Annotated in this window: 16 protein-coding genes and 1 tRNA gene; 10 read left to right on the top strand and 7 right to left on the bottom strand. The window is 71.4% G+C overall.

All coding sequences use genetic code 11. The annotated features are described in order from the left end of the window. Positions 1 to 13 precede the first annotated feature (13 nt). The 8 genes from ACIO6U_RS06825 (at position 14) to ACIO6U_RS06790 (ending at position 10,325) form a co-directional block, all read left to right on the top strand. Positions 14 to 946, top strand: coding sequence for a 4-(cytidine 5'-diphospho)-2-C-methyl-D-erythritol kinase (locus ACIO6U_RS06825; RefSeq protein ID WP_391051684.1), 933 nt, complete (start codon positions 14 to 16; stop codon positions 944 to 946). Positions 947 to 1,032: 86 nt separating this feature from the next. Then, a complete protein-coding gene (locus ACIO6U_RS06820; protein WP_355337968.1) occupies positions 1,033 to 2,823 on the top strand; it encodes an ABC-F family ATP-binding cassette domain-containing protein in 1,791 nt (596 codons plus the stop codon). Positions 2,824 to 3,027: 204 nt separating this feature from the next. Continuing rightward, the gene (locus ACIO6U_RS06815; protein WP_401716203.1) at positions 3,028 to 4,755 is read left to right on the top strand and encodes a hypothetical protein; all 1,728 of its coding nucleotides are present in this window, start codon (positions 3,028 to 3,030) and stop codon (positions 4,753 to 4,755) included. A 152-nt stretch (positions 4,756 to 4,907) separates the two neighbouring features. Next, positions 4,908 to 5,636: a LuxR C-terminal-related transcriptional regulator gene (locus ACIO6U_RS06810; RefSeq protein ID WP_355337974.1), complete on the top strand. Its 729-nt coding sequence runs from the start codon at positions 4,908 to 4,910 to the stop codon at positions 5,634 to 5,636. A gap of 226 nt (positions 5,637 to 5,862) precedes the next feature. Further along, complete coding sequence (gene galT / locus ACIO6U_RS06805; RefSeq protein ID WP_355337977.1) at positions 5,863 to 6,909, top strand: galactose-1-phosphate uridylyltransferase; 1,047 nt, start codon at positions 5,863 to 5,865, stop codon at positions 6,907 to 6,909. 68 nt (positions 6,910 to 6,977) lie between these two features. Further along, positions 6,978 to 7,958, top strand: coding sequence for a UDP-glucose 4-epimerase GalE (galE, locus tag ACIO6U_RS06800; RefSeq protein WP_401717119.1), 981 nt, complete (start codon positions 6,978 to 6,980; stop codon positions 7,956 to 7,958). Then, positions 7,955 to 9,103 carry a galactokinase gene (gene galK, locus ACIO6U_RS06795; protein ID WP_355337980.1) on the top strand — a complete coding sequence of 383 codons (1,149 nt, stop codon included), beginning with the start codon at positions 7,955 to 7,957 and terminating at the stop codon, positions 9,101 to 9,103. The genes galE and galK overlap by 4 nt, the downstream gene beginning before the upstream one ends. A 439-nt stretch (positions 9,104 to 9,542) precedes the next feature. Further along, on the top strand, positions 9,543 to 10,325 hold the full coding sequence (locus ACIO6U_RS06790) for a LuxR C-terminal-related transcriptional regulator (RefSeq protein ID WP_188282377.1): 783 nt from the start codon (positions 9,543 to 9,545) through the stop codon (positions 10,323 to 10,325). Here the strand turns inward: ACIO6U_RS06790 and ACIO6U_RS06785 are convergent. Then, on the bottom strand, positions 10,284 to 10,781 hold the full coding sequence (locus ACIO6U_RS06785) for a MarR family transcriptional regulator (RefSeq protein ID WP_355337983.1): 498 nt from the start codon (positions 10,779 to 10,781) through the stop codon (positions 10,284 to 10,286). The two genes, ACIO6U_RS06790 and ACIO6U_RS06785, sit on opposite strands and share 42 nt — an antisense overlap. A 166-nt stretch (positions 10,782 to 10,947) precedes the next feature. On the opposite strand from ACIO6U_RS06785, the gene ACIO6U_RS06780 reads away from it, so the two are divergent. Further along, a complete protein-coding gene (locus ACIO6U_RS06780; RefSeq protein WP_401716197.1) occupies positions 10,948 to 11,778 on the top strand; it encodes a trans-aconitate 2-methyltransferase in 831 nt (276 codons plus the stop codon). Beyond that, on the top strand, positions 11,775 to 12,194 hold the full coding sequence (locus ACIO6U_RS06775; RefSeq protein ID WP_401716194.1) for a glyoxalase: 420 nt from the start codon (positions 11,775 to 11,777) through the stop codon (positions 12,192 to 12,194). The genes ACIO6U_RS06780 and ACIO6U_RS06775 overlap by 4 nt, the downstream gene beginning before the upstream one ends. 51 nt (positions 12,195 to 12,245) lie before the next feature. Here ACIO6U_RS06775 and ACIO6U_RS06770 read toward each other — a convergent pair whose 3' ends face one another. The 6 genes from ACIO6U_RS06770 to ACIO6U_RS06745 all read right to left on the bottom strand — a co-directional run bounded on the left by ACIO6U_RS06770 (position 12,246) and on the right by ACIO6U_RS06745 (position 17,306). Then, positions 12,246 to 12,740 (bottom strand): hypothetical protein, encoded by a 495-nt coding sequence (locus ACIO6U_RS06770; RefSeq protein WP_401716191.1) that lies wholly within the window; start codon positions 12,738 to 12,740, stop codon positions 12,246 to 12,248. 105 nt (positions 12,741 to 12,845) lie between these two features. Next, the gene (pth, locus tag ACIO6U_RS06765; protein WP_355337992.1) at positions 12,846 to 13,439 is read right to left on the bottom strand and encodes an aminoacyl-tRNA hydrolase; all 594 of its coding nucleotides are present in this window, start codon (positions 13,437 to 13,439) and stop codon (positions 12,846 to 12,848) included. Between the two features lie 273 nt (positions 13,440 to 13,712). After that, positions 13,713 to 14,318, bottom strand: coding sequence for a 50S ribosomal protein L25/general stress protein Ctc (locus ACIO6U_RS06760; protein WP_401716188.1), 606 nt, complete (start codon positions 14,316 to 14,318; stop codon positions 13,713 to 13,715). A 220-nt stretch (positions 14,319 to 14,538) separates the two neighbouring features. After that, positions 14,539 to 15,519 carry a ribose-phosphate diphosphokinase gene (locus ACIO6U_RS06755; RefSeq protein WP_355337998.1) on the bottom strand — a complete coding sequence of 327 codons (981 nt, stop codon included), beginning with the start codon at positions 15,517 to 15,519 and terminating at the stop codon, positions 14,539 to 14,541. 143 nt (positions 15,520 to 15,662) lie between these two features. Next, positions 15,663 to 17,126 (bottom strand): bifunctional UDP-N-acetylglucosamine diphosphorylase/glucosamine-1-phosphate N-acetyltransferase GlmU, encoded by a 1,464-nt coding sequence (gene glmU, locus ACIO6U_RS06750; RefSeq protein ID WP_401716185.1) that lies wholly within the window; start codon positions 17,124 to 17,126, stop codon positions 15,663 to 15,665. Between the two features lie 108 nt (positions 17,127 to 17,234). Continuing rightward, positions 17,235 to 17,306, bottom strand: a tRNA-Gln gene (locus tag ACIO6U_RS06745). Positions 17,307 to 17,358: the final 52 nt, after the last annotated feature.

The following is a 17,358-nucleotide window of genomic DNA, read 5'->3' as shown; positions in this document are numbered from 1 at the left end:
AAGGGAGCCAGCAGTGACCGCCGCACCCGTCACCGTCCGCGTGCCCGCAAAGGTCAACGTCCAGCTCGCGGTCGGCGGTCGCCGTCCCGACGGTTTCCACGACCTGGCGAACGTCTTTCTGGCGGTCGGCCTGTACGACCATGTGACAGCAGTGCCCGCCGACGCGTTGACGATCACCGCGTCCGGCCCGGACACCGACAACATCCCGCTGGACGCCACCAATCTGGCGGCCAAGGCGGCGGTCGCGCTCGCCGCGCACCATGGCGTCGATCCCGTTGTGGGATTGCACATCACCAAGGACATCCCTGTGGCGGGCGGCATGGCGGGCGGCAGCGCGGACGCGGCGGCGGCGCTGCTCGCCTGCGACACCCTGTGGGGCCTGAACACCCCGCGCGCCGACCTGCTCGCGATCTGCGCGGAGCTGGGCAGCGACGTGCCGTTCAGCCTGGTCGGCGGCGCGGCGCTGGGGGAGGGCAGGGGTGAGATCCTCACGCCGCTGGAGGTGGCGGGCCCCTTCCACTGGGTCTTCGCCGTCGCCGACGGCGGCCTGTCCACCCCGGCCGTCTACCGCGAGTGCGACCGCCTGCGCCGCGAGTCCGGCGCGGGCGACACCACCGACGACGTACCTGCGCCCGTCGCCGACCCCGCGCTGATCGACGCGCTGCGCACCGGCGATCCGTACGCGCTCGCCGCCGTCTTGGTCAACGACCTCCAGGCCGCCGCCCTGTCGCTGCGGCCCGCGCTGGCCGACACCCTGGCGACCGGCACGGACGCGGGCGCGCTCGCCGCGCTGGTCTCCGGCTCGGGACCCACCTGCGCCTTCCTCGCGCCGGACGCCGACACCGCCGCCAAGATCGCGGTCACCCTCACCGCGTCCGGCACCTGCCGCACCGCCCGCCCGGCCGCCTCCCCGGCCCCCGGCGCGACCGTCGTCCCCGCCCCCTGACCGCCGGGGCACCACCCGGAACCGGCACCTCACCGCGCCGCACTACGCTGAAGCAGAACCCCCGCGAACCCCTGGAGCGTACGAGAGTGGCCGTCAACCTGGTCAACGTCGAAGCCGTCGGCAAGACATACGGCACGCGAGCGCTGCTCGAATCCGTGTCCCTCGGCGTCTCCGAAGGCGACCGCACCGGCGTCGTGGGCCGCAACGGCGACGGCAAGACCACCCTCATCCGGCTGCTCGCCAAGCTGGAGGAGCCGGACACCGGCCGCGTCACCCACCAGGGTGGGCTGCGACTGGGCGTCTTGACGCAGAGCGACAGCCTCGACCCGGCCGCGACCGTGCGCCACGAGGTGATCGGCGACCGCGCCGACCACCAGTGGGCGGGCGACGCGAAGATCCGCGACGTGCTGACCGGCCTGTTCGGCGGCCTGGACCTGCCCGGCTTCCCGCTCGGCCTGGACACCGTCATCGGCCCGCTCTCCGGCGGCGAGCGGCGCAGGATCGCGCTCGCGAAGCTGCTGATCGAGGAGCAGGACCTGCTGGTCCTCGACGAGCCGACCAACCACCTCGACGTCGAGGGCATCGCCTGGCTGGCGGGCCACCTCGGCACCCGCCGCTCCGCGCTCGTCTGCGTCACCCACGACCGCTGGTTCCTCGACCAAGTCTGCACCCGCATGTGGGACGTGCAGCGCGGCTCGGTGTACGAGTACGAGGGCGGCTACAGCGACTACGTGTTCGCGCGCGCCGAGCGGGAACGGATCGCGGCCACCGAGGAGACCAAGCGGCAGAATCTGATGCGCAAGGAGCTGGCCTGGCTGCGCCGCGGCGCCCCGGCCCGCACCTCCAAGCCGCGCTTCCGCATCGAGGCGGCGAACGAGCTGATCGCCGACGTGCCGCCGCCGCGCGACACCGCGGAGCTGATGAAATTCGCCAACTCCCGCCTCGGTAAGACGGTCTTCGAGTTGGAGGATGTGACGGTCCAAGCGGGCCCCAAGGTGCTGTTGAAGCACCTGACGTGGCAGCTCGGCCCCGGCGACCGCGTCGGCCTGGTCGGCGTCAACGGCTCGGGCAAGACCTCACTCCTGCGGGCGCTCGCCGAGGCCGCGGCGACCGGCGGCGACCAGCAGCCGGCGGCCGGCAAAGTGGTCGTCGGCAAGACGGTGAAGCTCGCTTACCTCTCCCAGGAGGTCGCCGAGCTGGACCCGAACTGGCGGGTGCTCCAGGCCGTGGAGTCGGTGCGGCAGCGCGTCGACCTCGGCAAGGGCCGGGAGATGACCGCGGGGCAGCTCTGCGAGAAGTTCGGCTTCACCAAGGAGAAGCAGTGGACGCCGGTCGGGGACCTGTCCGGCGGTGAGCGCCGTCGGCTCCAGATCCTGCGGCTGCTGATGGACGAGCCCAATGTGCTGTTCCTGGACGAGCCCACCAACGACCTCGACATCGAGACGCTCACCCAGTTGGAGGACCTGCTCGACGGCTGGCCCGGCTCGATGCTGGTGATCAGCCACGACCGGTACTTCCTGGAGCGCACCACCGACCGCGTCTTCGCGCTGCTCGGCGACGCCAGCCTGCGCATGCTGCCGCGCGGGGTGGACGAGTACCTGGAGCGCCGCCGCCGGGTCGCCGAGGCCGCGGCGCCCGCCCCGGCGCCCGCCAAGGACAAGCCCACGGGCGACACCCGCGCGGCGAAGAAGGAACTCCAGCGCATCGAGCGGCAGCTCGACAAACTCGGCCAGCGCGAGGCGAAGCTGCACACCGGCATCGCCGACAATGCGACCGATTTCGAGAAAGTCGCCTCCCTGGACGCCGAATTGCGCGCGCTGCGCGAGGAGCGCGAGGAACTGGAGATGCGCTGGCTGGAGTTGGCGGAGGACGCGTAACACCCCTTCACATGGGGCGGGTGAGACCCCTTCACCTGGGGCGGGTAACACCCCTTCGCAGGTGAAGCAGAATCCCTCGACGTGTGAAGACGTGTAGCGGCCAGGTAACGGTCGGGCCGCTCCCCGAGGGGGTGGTGGGGGCGGGTGATAGAAAGAATTTCCGTTCATCCGTCCCTGATTCACCTGTGCCCGAAGGACCTGTTGATGTCGCAGCCGCCCCCGCCGCCCCCCGGAAACCCGCCGCCGCCCGGCGGTGGTTACGGATACCCGGGCCAGGCGGGCCCGGTTCCCGGTAACGAGAACCCGTACGCGCAGCCGGTGCCCCCCGGCCAGAACCCGTACGCGCAGGCGCCCACCCAACCGGCCTTCCCGCAGCAGCAGTACGGCGGCCGGCAGGGACCTCCGCCGCCGCCCGGCCAGGTGCCGCCCCCGCCCCCGCCGCCCGGGCAGGTGCCGCAGGGGCAGACACCGCCCCCGCAGTACGGCTACCCGCAGCCCGGCCAGGTCCCGCCGCAGCAGCAGGCGTACGGCTATCCGCAGCAGCAACAGCCGCCGTACGGGCCCGGACCCTCGGGCTACCCCGCCCCCTCAGGCGGCTCGTCGAACAACAAGCTGATCGTGATCGTCGCGGCGGTCGTCGCCGCGGTGCTGGTGATCGGCGGCGGTGTGTACTTCGCGACCAAGAGCGGCGGCGGCGACGACCCGGCGCCCAAGCCGCAGGCCAACGCCGGTGGCGCCAACGGCGGTACGAACACCGCCAAGACGCACAATTCGACACTGTCGTACAAGTGGGACAAGCCCGCGGACCCGGTGGCGTCGAAGGACAATCTGAAGAGCGTCCTCGGCGTCTGGTTCACCGACAAGTACGTGGTGAAGAACGAGATCGACAAGGTCGTCGGCTACGACCTGGGCACCGGCGCGGTGGCGTGGACCGTACCGACACCGTCGAGCGGCGACTGCACGGCCGCGCGCGACTCCAACAACAACCTGACGGCCGTCCAGTTCGGCGCCAACTGCGAGCAGGTCATGGTGATCGATCTCGCGGCGGGCAGGGCGGTGTGGACGGCGAAGCTGCCGGTCGGCAGCTCGGAGAAGGCGGACTTCGACTACAGCGAGATGGCGATCAGCGGCGACACGCTCGGCGTGGACTGGCTGGAGGGCTCGATCGGCTACCGGCTGAGCACCCAGAAGGTGCTCTGGCGGTCGGGCAACGGTGACTGCGAGGACGACGGCTACGCGGGCGGCAAGCAGTTCGTGGCGATCGTCAACTGCGGCTACAAGACGTACAAGGTCCAGGTCATCGATCCGGACAACAACGGCAGCGCCAAATGGTCGTGGACGGCGCCGGTCGGCACCAAGGTCTCGGCCGTCGTCTCCACCGACCCGGTGGTGGTGGTGCTCGGCACCGAGGGCGAGAGGCAGACGGACGTGGCGACGATCGTCGACGGCCGTCTCCAGTCGCGGGTCTCGCTCGGCACCGACAAGTACGACATCAGCACGGACGGCACCGAGATGCAGGCCGTGCACAATGTGATCGTCAGCAGTGACACCCTCTATCTGTCGCTGACGAGCAAGCACGACAGCAACGGCCAGGTGCTCAGCGGGATCGTCGCGTTCAACCTGAGCGACGGCAAGCAGAAGTGGATCGCCAAGCCCGACAGCAAGCACGACATCCAGGGCCTGGCGATCGAGGACGGCAAGCTCCTCGCGTACGAGCCCGCCGGCTACGACGTGCAGGGCCGTCTGGTGACCCTGGACCCGGCCAGCGGCGCGCTCACCACCTACGCGCAGTTCGACACCGACGCCTCGCAGAAGCTGAACGTGTCGGCGATGCGCAGCTACCCCGTCTGGCACGACGGTCATTTCATCATCGCGACGCGCACGGTGTACGCCTCCTCGTCCGACCAGACCTATCTGGTGACCTTCGGCTGACGAGCTACGGTAATTCCGGATTCGCCGGAACCTTCTGTTCGATAGGGGGCGCGGCCGGTGGTGGATGCGTGTAGCTTCGCCGCCTAGGGCGGTATGCGTAGGGGTCGGGGTCGGCAGTGGTCCGGACCCCGGGGGGATAGGGGATACCCGACATGGGCGTACGGCTCGTGGTCGTTGACGACCACCGCCTGCTCGCCGAGGCGCTGGCCTCGGCACTGAAGCTGCGCGGGCACCGGGTGCTCGCGGCGGCGGCGCCCGCGGCGGGCGCGGCGGAACTGGTACTGAGCAGGTCTCCCGAGGTGTGCCTGTACGGCACGGCCGCGCCGGCCGAGCCGGGCGCCTTCGACGCGGTGGCCAGGATCAAGCGGGAGCGCCCGGCGGTCGCCGTGGTCGTCCTCGGACCGGTGCCCGACCCGCGCGGCATCGCGGCGGCCTTCGCGGCCGGCGCCTCCGGTTACGTACGCCACGACGAGCGCATCGAGGGCGTGGAGCGCGCGATGGCCAAGGCGCGGGCCGGGGAGGTCGCGGTGGCGCAGACGCTCCTCCAGGGCGCCTTCGCGGAACTGCTCAACCCCGCGCGGCAGCCGGACGACGAGGGCGCGCGGCTGCTGGAGATGCTGACACCGCGCGAGATCGAGGTCCTGGTGCGGGTCGCGGAGGGCGAGGACACCCGGCTGATCGCGGCGGGCATGCGGATCGCGCCGAGCACCGCGCGGACGCATGTGCAGCGCGTCCTGATGAAGCTGGGGGTCGGCTCCCGGCTGGAGGCCGCCGCCCTGGCCGCCCGCACCGGCCTGCTGGACCGCGCGGCGGCCGAAGGCGCCCCGGCGTCCGCGGCATTCCCGCAGTCCTCCGCGGCCGGTCCCGGCGCGGCGGGCTGACGCACCGACCCCAGTACCCCCTTTTCCCACACGTTTTCCGCACGTCTTCCGCACGCGGGGCGGCACCTCCGGACAGGAGGTGCCGCCCCGCTCTCGCGTGCGCGGACACTTACCACCACAATCAACCTGTTTCAAGCATCTTCCCGGAGTCCCCATTGACCGGGCTGTTATTTTGTGGTTCCTTGTGTTTGATTATGTTGAGTGCTTGTGATGAGGGGCCTCAAGGGTGAAGAAGACGACGACCCGGCTCGCCGACGGCCGTGAGCTGATCTATTACGACTCCAGGGACGACGTCGTGCGCGACGCCGTGGACCGCCGTCCGCTGGAGCCCGTCGCCACCGAGTCCGAGCTGCGCGCCGACCGGCTGCTGGGCGACACCGTCGCCGTCGCCTCGCACCGGCAGGGCCGTACGTACCACCCGCCCGCCGACGAGTGCCCGCTGTGCCCCTCGCGCGAGGGCCGGCTGAGCGAGATCCCGGACAGCGACTACGAGGTGGTCGTCTTCGAGAACCGCTTCCCCTCGCTGGCCGGTGACGCGGGCCGCTGCGAGGTGGTCTGCTTCACCCCCGACCACGACGCGTCCTTCGCCGACCTGAGCCCCGCCTCCGCCCGCCTGGTGCTGGACGCCTGGACCGACCGCACCCGCGACCTGGGCCAGCAGCCCGGCGTGGAGCAGGTCTTCCCGTTCGAGAACCGCGGCGCGGAGATCGGCGTCACCCTCGGCCACCCGCACGGCCAGATCTACGCCTATCCGTTCGTCACACCGCGCACCGCCCTGATGCTGCGCTCGCTCGCCGAGCACCGCGAGCGCACCGGCGGGCGCAACCTCTTCGACGACGTCCTCGCCGACGAGCGCGCGGACGGCCGCCGAATCGTCCTCACGGGTGAACACTGGACCGCCTTCGTGCCGTACGCCGCGCACTGGCCGTACGAAGTGCACCTGTATCCCCACCGCCGGGTGCCCGACCTGCTCGGCCTCGACGAGGACGCGCGCGCCGAGTTCCCGCGGGTCTATCTGGAGCTGCTGCGCCGCTTCGACCGGATCTTCGGCGAGGGCCAGCCGCGTACCCCGTACATCTCCGGCTGGCACCAGGCGCCGTTCAACGCGCCGGACCGCCGCGATTTCGCGCTCCATCTGGAGCTTTTCACTATCCGGCGCACATCGGGCAAGCTGAAGTTCCTCGCGGGCTCCGAGTCCGGAATGGGCGCTTTCATCAACGATGTGCCGCCGGAGTCCGCGGCGTTGCGACTGCGAGAGGTAGCGAGTCAGTGAGCACCGAGCGAGCGGGCACCGAGTCGACGACCGCCCAGCGGGAGACGGCCGCCCGGCCCAAGAAGGTCCTGGTCACCGGCGGCGCCGGATACGTCGGCGGGGTCGTCGCCGCCCATCTGCTGGAGGCCGGGCACCGGGTGACGGTGCTGGACGACCTGTCGACCGGCTTCCTCGCGGGCGTGCCCAAGGGCGCCGACTTCGTCGAGGGCCGCGTCCAGGACGCGGACAAGGTGCTCGACAGCACCTATGACGCGGTGCTGCACTTCGCCGCCTCCTCGCAGGTCGGCGAGTCCGTCGCCGTACCCGAGAAGTACTGGCGCAACAACGTCGGCGGCACCCTCGAACTGCTCGCCGCCATGCGGGACTCCGGCGTACGCACCCTCGTCTTCTCCTCCACCGCCGCCACCTACGGCGAGCCCACCGCCATCCCCATCACCGAGGACGCGGCGACCGCGCCCACCAACCCGTACGGCGCGACGAAGCTCGCCGTCGACCACATGATCACCAGCGAGTGCGCGGCGCACGGCCTGTCCGCCGTCTCCCTGCGGTACTTCAACGTCGCGGGCGCGTACGGCGGCCACGGCGAGCGGCACGACCCCGAGTCGCACCTGATCCCGCTGGTCCTCCAGGTCGCGCAGGGCCGCCGCCCCGCGGTCTCGGTCTTCGGCGACGACTACCCGACGCCGGACGGCACCTGCCTGCGCGACTACATCCACGTCGCGGACCTGGCCGAGGCGCATCTGCTGGCGCTCGACAAGGCGCCCGCGGGCGAGCACCTGATCTGCAACCTCGGCAACGGCAACGGCTTCTCGGTCCGCGAGGTCATCGAGACCGCCCGCCAGGTCACCGGCCACCCCATCCCGGCCACCGACGAGCCGCGCCGCGCGGGCGACCCCGCCGTACTGGTCGCCTCCGCGGAGCGCGCCAGGCAGCGGCTCGGCTGGCAGCCCAGCCGCACCGACCTCGCGGAGATCATCCGCGACGCATGGAATTTCACCCGGTCGCTGTCGCAGGACCACTCGCCGACGCAGGGGGAGGACGGACGATGACGGAAGCCACGACGGAAGCCGCGTTCGAGATCGCGTTCAAGAACATCTTCGGGCGCGCGCCCGAGGGCATATGGGCGGCGCCCGGCCGGGTCAATCTGATCGGCGAGCACACCGACTACAACGACGGCTACGTCATGCCGTTCGCGCTCCCGCACCGCACCCGGGCGGCCGTCGCCCGCCGCGACGACGGGCTGCTGCGCGTGCACTCCGCCGACATGGACGGCGGCGTCGTCGAACTGCGCGTCGACGAACTGGCTCCCGGTACGACCGGCGGCTGGGCCGTCTACCCCGCGGCCGTCCTGTGGACGCTGCGGCAGGCGGGCCACGCCATCGGCGGCGCCGACATCCACTACGACAGCAATGTGCCGGTCGGCGGCGGGCTCTCGTCCTCCGCCGCCCTCCAGGTCGTCACCGCCCTGGCCCTCACCGAACTGCACGGCCTGGACCTGCCCCGCCAGGAGTTGGCCCTGCTCTGCCAGTCCTCGGAGAACACCTACGTCGGCGCGCCCGTCGGCGTCATGGACCAGACCGCGTCCGCCTGCTGTACGCAGGGGCACGCGCTCCACCTCGACGTGCGCGGGCTCACGCAGCGCCAGGTGCCGTTCGACCTGGCCGCGCAGGGGCTGCAACTGCTGGTGGTCGACACCCGCGTCAAGCACGCGCACGCCGACGGGGCGTACGGCGAACTGCGCGCGGGCTGCGAGGCCGCCGCCGCGGCCCTCGGCGTCCCCGCCCTGCGCGACGTCCCCTACGACGGGCTCGACGCCGCGCTGGCCGCCCTCCCCGACGAGCGGCTGCGGCGGCTCACCCGGCATGTGGTGACCGAGAACCGGCGCGTCGAGGAGGTCATCGCGCTTCTGGACGCCGGGCGCACCCGCGAGATCGGGCCCGTCCTGACCGCGGGGCACGTCTCGCTCCGCGACGACTTCCGGATCTCGTGCGCCGAACTCGACCTCGTGGTCGACACCGCGCTCGCCAACGGCGCCCTGGGCGCCCGTATGACCGGCGGCGGCTTCGGCGGCTCCGCCATCGTCCTGGCGGAGGCCGCCGACATCCCGGCGCTGTCCGCGACCATCCAGGCCGCCCTTCCGGCGGCCCGGCTCTTCCCGACGACGGCGGGCCCCGGAGCGCACCGGCTGGTTTAGCGGGGCCCGGATCTCAAACCCCGTTCCCAGACCCGGTTTCCAGACCCGGTTCCCAGACCCCGTTCTCCCACCCCGTGCTCAAATCCCGTTCCCCACTCCCGTTCCCCGCTGTCGGACGGGTCGGTCCGTGTGAAGCTCGGCACGCGCGGACCGGCCCGTTCGGCGCGCGCGGGGCCGCTCCCGTCACCGTGGTCACTCCGGTACCACAAGACGAGGGAATCCGGAATTCCGCGACGGAGAACTTCCGTCAAGACGGTGTTAACGGGGGCGCGACGCCCTACGCTTTTGAGACAGCGCCGGTGGGGGCCGGCGTGCATCAGGGGGCGAGACGCAAGGGGTTCGGCACCCGGGGACGGGCGGCGGTCCCGATCCGGGTGCCGGATCCCGCGCGAATGCCGCCCCGCCACTGGGGGAGTGCCCAACACCGGGAGTGGTACCCGTGGGACGAATCCGCGTTCTCGTCGTCGATGATCATCGCATCTTCGCCGAGTCGCTTGCCGCCGCGCTCGCGGCGGAACCCGACGTCGACGTCTCGGCCGCGGGGAGCGGCCCGGCCGCTCAGCGCTGCCTGGACCGCGCGGCGGCCGACAACCGGCGCTACGACGTCCTGCTGGTGGACGCCGATCTGGGGGACGGTCCGCGACCGCCGGTGACGCTCGCGGCGGTGCCGCGCATCCCGGTCGAGCAGGAACCGGTCCTGGACGGCCTGGCGCTGGTGGAACGGGTCAGGGCCGAGTATCCGGGGACCCGTACCGTCGTGCTGGCCGAGCGGGACGACGCCCGCAGGGCGGCCCGCGCGCTCCAGGCCGGGGCGTCGGGGTGGGTCGCCAAGGACTGCTCGCTGTCACGGCTGCTCGCGGTCGTACGCGGCGTGCTGCGCGACGAGACGCATCTGCCGCCCGCGCTGTTGACCGGGGTGCTGCGCGAGCTGACGGCCGCCCGCAGGCACCGCACCGAGAGCGAACGGCTGGTGGAGTCGCTGACGCCGCGCGAGCAGGAGGTGCTGCGCTGCATGGTCGCGGGCCTGGGCCGCAAAGCCGTCGCCGAGCGGCTGTTCCTGTCGCCGCACACCGTCCGCACCCATATGCAGAATGTGCTGGGCAAGCTCGGCGTGCACTCGACGCTGGCGGCGGTCGCGCTGGCCCGCAGGGCGGGCGTGGGGCCGGTGGAGCTGGTGCCGTCAGCCGGGGACGTTGTCGAAAGGCGCGGTCAACTGTCGTAGCAGCCCGGCCAGTTCACCGCGCTGCCGGGCGGACAGCTCGCCCAGGATCGCGCGTTCCTGCGCGAGCAGTCCGGCCAGTGACTGGTCCGCGCGCTCCTGGCCCTCCACGGTGAGCCGGACGAGCACGCCGCGCCGGTCGCTGGGGTCGGGCAGCCGCTCGACGAGCCCGCGCTGGGCGAGCCGGTCGATCCGGTTGGTCATCGTGCCGGAGGTGACCAGCGTCTGGGTCAGGAGCTGGCCCGGCGAGAGCTGGTACGGCGGTCCCGCGCGGCGCAGCGAGGTGAGCACGTCGAACTCCCACGGTTCGAGACTGTGCTCGGCGAAGGCCAGCCGCCGCGCGCGGTCGAGGTGCCGGGCGAGTCTGCTGACCCGGCTGAGCACCTCCAGCGGCTCCACGTCGAGGTCGGGGCGCTCTCGGCGCCATGCAGCGACCAGCCGGTCGACCTCGTCCTCCATGCGCTCAGTGTAGTAGGTCTGTCGATATGAAGTCTCTTGATATGAAGCCTCTTGACTTCAAGAGATATGTCGGAGGAGCCTGGACACCGACCAGAGGGCAGAACCTCGCCCTCCGTTTCGGTAGCGGCTGTGCGCAGCCGGCTATGAAAAGCCAGGGAGTACGACGATGCACGCAGCGCCAACGTGGGACCCGCAACAGTATCTCCGGCACTCCACCCACCGCACCCGCCCTTTCCTCGACCTCCTCACCCGTATCCAGGATCTGCCGGGCGGCGAGGCGCCCCGGATCGCCGACATCGGGTGCGGTCCGGGCAATGTCACCGCGCTGCTCGCCGACCGCTGGCCCGGAGCCCGGATCACCGGCTTCGACAGCTCCCGCGAGATGCTGGACGCGGCGGCGCGGTACGCGGGACCCACGGCGGGCGGCGGTGAGCTGGACTTCCGGCAGGCCGACGCGGCGCACTGGGCGCCCGAGGAGTCCTTCGACCTGATCGTCTCCAACGCCGCGCTCCAGTGGGTGCCCGGCCACGCCGACCGCTTCCCCGGCTGGCTCGACCACATCACGCCCGGCGGCACCCTGGCCTTCCAGGTGCCGGGCAACTTCACCGCGCCCAGCCACGCGCTGCTGGGCGAGCTGTGCGACACCCCGCGGTGGCGCGACCGGCTCGACGGACACGGCCGCCGCTACGTCCACATCCTCAGCCCGGCCGACTATCTGGAGCGGCTGACCGAACTGGGCTGCGCGGCCGACGTGTGGGAGTCGACGTATGTGCAGTTGCTCCAGGGCGAGGACCCGGTGCTGGAGTGGACCAAGGGCACCGCGCTGCGGCCGGTGCTGACCGCGCTGGACGGCGACCGGGGGGCGGTGACGGAATTCGTCGGCCAGTACCGCGACCTGCTGCGCAAGGCGTACCCGCCGGGCCCGCACGGGACGGTCTTCCCCTTCCGGCGGATCTTCACCGTCGCGCGCAAACAGGGGCAGGAGGCGGCGGCGTGACGCGGGGAGCGGCAGGGGGGACGGCGGGGGGCGCCGACGGCTTCGGGATCGCGGGGGTCGACCACGTCCAGCTCGCCGCGCCGCCGGGCAGCGAGGAGGCGCTGCGCGCGTACTACGTCGGGGTGCTGGGGATGGCCGAGCTGACCAAGCCGCCGGTGCTCGCGGCGCGCGGCGGCTGCTGGTTCGCGGCGGGGGACGCGGTGCTGCACTTAGGGATCGAGGAGGACTTCAGGCCCGCCCGCAAGGCCCACCCGGGCATCCGCGTCACCGGGATCCACGCCTTCGGCAAGGAGCTCCAGGCGCACGGCGCCAAGGTCGTCTGGGACGACGACCTGCCGGGCCACTCCCGCTTCTACTCCGAGGACCCGGTCGGCAACCGGCTGGAGTTCCTGGAGCCGACGGCGATGAGAGCCTGACGGTCGCGCGCGGGGGCGTCGGGCGAGCGTGCCCGACGCCCCCCACGCGTCCTACAGCAGCAAGAAGGCCGCACCGATAAGCGCCGCCCCCAGCGCCGCCAGCGTCCACGCCGTGCGCCGCATCCGCAGCGCCCCGCCGGCCACGACCGCGGCCAGCAGCAGGGCTCCGGCCAGCGGCACCCAGGAGAAGAACAGGCCGCCCCAGTCGGACCGTAGGACCGTGTTCGTCCCGGGCTTCACCACGACCGGCACACGGTCGCCGACATGGTGTGTGACCGGCAGGCTGATGACCACCTTCGGGCGGGCGACGGCCGACCCCTTCGGCGCGAAGGGTCCGGTGCAGGTGGAGTCGCCGCAGTTCGTCAGCGTCATCGTGCCGTGCTCGTGCCCCTTGGTGAGCACCACGTATTGCGCGGTCTTCCACGAGTCCCAGGCGCCGGACGCCAGGAGCAGCAGCACCAGCGCCCACCCGCCCACCACCCGGGCCAGCAGGATCAGCCCCCAGGTGCCCTCGGCCATCCGGCGGGAACGGCTGCGTTTCACCATGCGGGCGATCTTTGGCCATCGCATGCCGTCCGGTCAACCTCGGTACGCGCCCGCCCTCGACAAGGGTGAGCGCCGTGTCCGGCGGTTGACCGGTCGCGCGTCCGGTCAGGTGTTGTACGTGCTCTGCGCGCGCTCCAGGCCCTCGGTGATCAGCGCCTCGACCGCGTCCGCCGCCCGGTCCACGAACCAGTCCAGCTCCTTGCGCTCGGTGGACGAGAAGTCCTTGAGCACAAAGGCCGCCACGTCCATCCGGCCCGGTGGACGGCCGATCCCCGCGCGCACCCGCAGATAGTCGGGACCCATCGACTTGGTCATCGACTTGAGGCCGTTGTGGCCGTTGTCGCCGCCGCCCAGCTTGAGCCGCAGCGTGCCGAAGTCGATGTCCAGCTCGTCGTGGACGGCGATGATCCGCTCGGTCGGCACCTTGTAGAAGTCGCGCAGCGCGGTCACCGGGCCGCCGGACAGATTCATGTACGACTGGGGCTTCGCCAGCACCACCCGCTGGTTCGCGGGTCCGGGCGGGCCGATCCGGCCCTCCACGACCACGGCCTGCGCCTTCTGCGCGCGCTTGAACTTGCCGCCGACCCGCTGGGCGAGCAGATCGGCCACCATGAAGCCGATGTTGTGCCGGTTCCCCGCGTACTCGGGGCCCGGATTGCCGAGGCCCGCGACCAGCCAGGGCCCTGAGGTGTCACTCATCCACGTCTCCGACTCCGTGTCGCCGACTTCGTACCGGGAAAACGGCCGCCGCCGCACTCCGTGAGGGTGCGGCGGCGGCCGGGGTCACACGCGAGCACGTCAGCACGCGAGCGCGCGGGCACGTGAGCGTACGCACACGAGCACGTCAGCACACGAGCACGTCAGCACACGAGCACGTCAGCACACGAGCACGTCAGCACACGAGCACGTCAGCACACGAGCACGTCAACACACGAGCGCTTAAGCGCGCGAGGACCGGGGGAGCGCGGGGGACTACGCCTCGGCGGCGGCGTCCTCGGTGCCCTCGCCCGCCTCGTCGCCCGCCTCGTCGGCGGCCTCGGCCTGGGCCGAGACGACCTGGATGACGACCGCGTCCTCGTCGATCGCCAGGGTGGAGCCCTTGGGCAGCGTGATGTCCTTGGCGAGGATGGAGGCGCCGGCCTCCAGGCCCTCGATGGAGACGGTGACCGCGGTCGGGATGTGGGTCGCCTCGGCCTCGACGGGCAGCGTGTTGAGCACGTGCTCCAGCAGGTTGCCGCCGACGGCCAGCTCGCCCTCGGTCTGCACCGGGATCTCGACGGTGACCTTCTCGCCGCTCTTCACGGACAGCAGGTCGACGTGCTCGATGGTGCCGCGCAGCGGGTCGCGCTGGACCGCCTTGGGGATGACCAGCGCGGTCTTGCCGTCGAGCTGGAGGGAGATCAGCACGTTCGCGGTGCGGAGCGCGAGCAGCAGCTCGTGGCCGGGGACGGTGACGTGCTGCGGGTCGGCACCGTGACCGTAGATGACGGCGGGGACCTGGTGGGCGCGGCGCACGCGGCGGGCGGCGCCCTTGCCGAACTCGGTGCGCGGCTCTGCGGCGATCTTGACCTCGGCCATGATGCTCAACTCCTCGATACGGAAAACTCGGTACGCGAAAGGGGGGTCATACGGTCGCCCGACCCACGACGGGCCGTTCCACGACTCACCCCCGCTTGCGCGGAGACCGTTACGAGGAGCGCGCCGATAACGGAGGTCCGCCGGAAAAACCGGGGCCTCCCTCGCCGAGCAACGCGGACAGCGTAACCGGCGGGGAGGCCCCGGGAGAAATCGATCTAGCTCAGTGCTCGGAGTCCTCGAACAGGCTGGTGACCGAGCCGTCCTCGAACACCTCGCGCACCGCGTTGGCGATGGTCGGCGCCATGGACAGCACGGTGATCTTGTCGAGGTTCAGCTCGCGCGGGGTCGGCAGGGTGTCGGTGAGGATGAACTCGCTCACCCGGGAGTTCTTCAGCCGGTCCGCGGCGGGCCCGGAGAGCACACCGTGGGTGGCGGTCACGATGACGTCCTCGGCGCCGTTGGCGAACAGCGCGTCGGCGGCGGCGCAGATCGTACCGCCGGTGTCGATCATGTCGTCGACCAGGACGCAGACCCGGCCCTTGACGTCACCGACGACCTCGTGGACCTTCACCTGGTTGGCGACGTCGGGGTCACGGCGCTTGTGGACGATGGCCAGTGGCGCGCCGAGCCGGTCGCACCAGCGGTCGGCGACCCGTACCCGGCCGGCGTCCGGGGAGACCACCGTGAGCTTGGCGCGGTCGACCTTGGCGCCCACGTAGTCCGCGAGCACCGGCAGGGCGAAGAGATGATCGACCGGGCCGTCGAAGAAGCCCTGGATCTGGTCGGTGTGCAGGTCGACCGTGAGGATGCGGTCGGCGCCCGCGGTCTTGAACAGGTCCGCCATCAGCCGGGCCGAGATCGGCTCACGGCCGCGGTGCTTCTTGTCCTGCCGGGCGTAGCCGTAGAAGGGCACGATCACGGTGATGCTCCGGGCGGAGGCCCGCTTGAGAGCATCGAGCATGATGAGCTGCTCCATGATCCACTTGTTGATGGGAGCGGTGTGGCTCTGGATGAGGAAGCAGTCCGCGCCGCGGGCCGACTCCTGGAACCGCACATAGATCTCGCCGTTGGCGAAGTCGAAAGCCTTGGTCGGCACCAGGCCGACTCCGAGACTGTGTGCCACCGCCTCCGCCAGATCGGGGTGGGCGCGGCCGGAGAAGAGCATCAGCTTCTTCTCACCGGTCGTCTTGATCCCGGTCACTGCACCGTCTCCTTGGAGTTTTCGACTGGTGTTCGGCACAGCGTCGCCTTCGGTTAGGCGTGCTGGCGGAATTGTGTGCAAGCCACACGGTACGCCCCAACCGGCGCATCTGTGCACCTCAAGAGGCCCGGATGAGACGTCCCTCACTCGCCCTGCGGCGTCGGCGTGTCTCCTCGTTGTGCGCGTTCGGCGGCCTCGGCGGCGGCGCTGCCGGGACGCTTGCGCGCCACCCAGCCCTCGATGTTGCGCTGCTGACCGCGGGCGACGGCCAGCGACCCCGCGGGAACGTCCTTGGTGATCACCGATCCGGCGGCGGTGTACGCGCCGTCCCCGACGGTGATCGGCGCCACGAACATGTTGTCGGAGCCGGTCTTGCAGTAGCTGCCGATGGTGGTGTGGTGCTTGGCCTCGCCGTCGTAGTTCACGAAGACGCTGGCGGCGCCGATGTTGGTGTACTCGCCGATCGTGGCGTCCCCCACATAGCTGAGGTGCGGCACCTTGGTGCCCTCGCCGATCGAGGCGTTCTTCATCTCCACGTACGTGCCCGCCTTGGCCTTCGGGCCGAGCTTGGCGCCGGGGCGCAGATACGCGTACGGGCCGACGGTCGCCTCCTCGCCGATCTCGGCCTGGTCGGCGACGGTGTTGGACACCCGTGCGCCGGGGCCGACCGCGGTGTCGGTGAGCGTGCAGTTGGGGCCGACCTCGGCGCCCGCGCCGACGCTGGTGGCGCCCAGGAGCTGGGTGTTGGGGTGCACCAGGCAGTCCTGCTCGAAGCGGACGTCGACGTCGACCCAGGTGGAGGCGGGGTCGACGACCGTGGCGCCGTCCAGCATGGCGCGGTGGAGCAGCCGGTCGTTGAGCACCCGGCGGGCCTCGGCGAGCTGCACCCGGTTGTTCACCCCGGCGATCTCGCGGTGGTCGGGGGCGACGTACGCGCCGACGCGGTGGCCGGCCTCGCGCAGGATGCCGAGGGTGTCGGTCAGATACTCCTCGCCCTGCGAGTTGTCCGTGGTGATCTTGCCGAGCGCGTCGGCGAGCAGGGCCGCGTCGAAGGCGTAGACCCCGGAGTTGATCTCGGCGATCGCCAGTTGGGCCGGTCCGGCGTCCTTCTGCTCGACGATCGCGGTGACCCGGTCGTCGGAGGAGCGGATGATCCGGCCGTAGCCGGTGGGGTCGGGCACCTTCGCGGTGAGGACCGTCACGGCGTTGCCGTCGCCCTCGTGCGCGCCGACCAGGGTGTGCAGGGTCTCGGCGGTGAGCAGCGGGGTGTCGCCGTAGGTGACCACCACGGTGCCGTCCAGGACGACGCCCTGCGCGGACAGCGCGTCCAGGCCGATCCTGACCGCGTGCCCGGTCCCGTTCTGCTCGTGCTGCACGGCGGTGAGCGCCTGCGGGTCGATGCCGTTGAGGTGCTCGGTGACCCGCTCGCGGGCGTGGCCCACGACCACCACGAGGTGCTGCGGCGCCAGTTCGCGGGAGGCGGCGACCACATGGCCGACGAGGGAACGGCCGCAGATGGGGTGGAGGACCTTCGGGGTGGCCGACTTCATGCGGGTGCCCTCACCCGCGGCGAGGACGACGACGGCAGCCGGACGGTTCGGGCTCACGTGAGGAGACTCCTCGGCTTCGGGTGCTGGACATCCGCAGGATACCGACGGGTTCCCGGATGGACGCCGGGCGGCCCCGGCCGGACCGGCCGGGGCCCCGGTGAGGTGCTCCGCCGCCAGGACTCGAACCCGGACATAAGGCACCAAAAGCCCCAGTGCTGCCAATTACACCACGGCGGATCAACCCGCGCTTTCGACCCGTTGGCGAGCCGGGCGGGCTGGACTTCACCAT

This window comes from Streptomyces sp. NPDC087422 (assembly GCF_044744145.1).
Taxonomy (GTDB): domain Bacteria; phylum Actinomycetota; class Actinomycetes; order Streptomycetales; family Streptomycetaceae; genus Actinacidiphila.
The sequence above is the reverse complement of the archived record's forward strand: the minus strand, read 5'-3'. Positions and strand labels throughout refer to the sequence as shown.

Coding starts and splice junctions, on each gene's coding strand:
- ACIO6U_RS06815 (WP_401716203.1), top strand. CDS start 3,028: ATGTCGCAGCCGCCCCCGCCGCCCCCCGGAAACCCGCCGCCGCCCGGC.
- ACIO6U_RS06810 (WP_355337974.1), top strand. CDS start 4,908: ATGGGCGTACGGCTCGTGGTCGTTGACGACCACCGCCTGCTCGCCGAG.
- galK (WP_355337980.1), top strand. CDS start 7,955: ATGACGGAAGCCACGACGGAAGCCGCGTTCGAGATCGCGTTCAAGAAC.
- ACIO6U_RS06785 (WP_355337983.1), bottom strand. CDS start 10,781: ATGGAGGACGAGGTCGACCGGCTGGTCGCTGCATGGCGCCGAGAGCGC.
- ACIO6U_RS06780 (WP_401716197.1), top strand. CDS start 10,948: ATGCACGCAGCGCCAACGTGGGACCCGCAACAGTATCTCCGGCACTCC.
- ACIO6U_RS06770 (WP_401716191.1), bottom strand. CDS start 12,740: ATGGTGAAACGCAGCCGTTCCCGCCGGATGGCCGAGGGCACCTGGGGG.
- pth (WP_355337992.1), bottom strand. CDS start 13,439: ATGAGTGACACCTCAGGGCCCTGGCTGGTCGCGGGCCTCGGCAATCCG.
- ACIO6U_RS06760 (WP_401716188.1), bottom strand. CDS start 14,318: ATGGCCGAGGTCAAGATCGCCGCAGAGCCGCGCACCGAGTTCGGCAAG.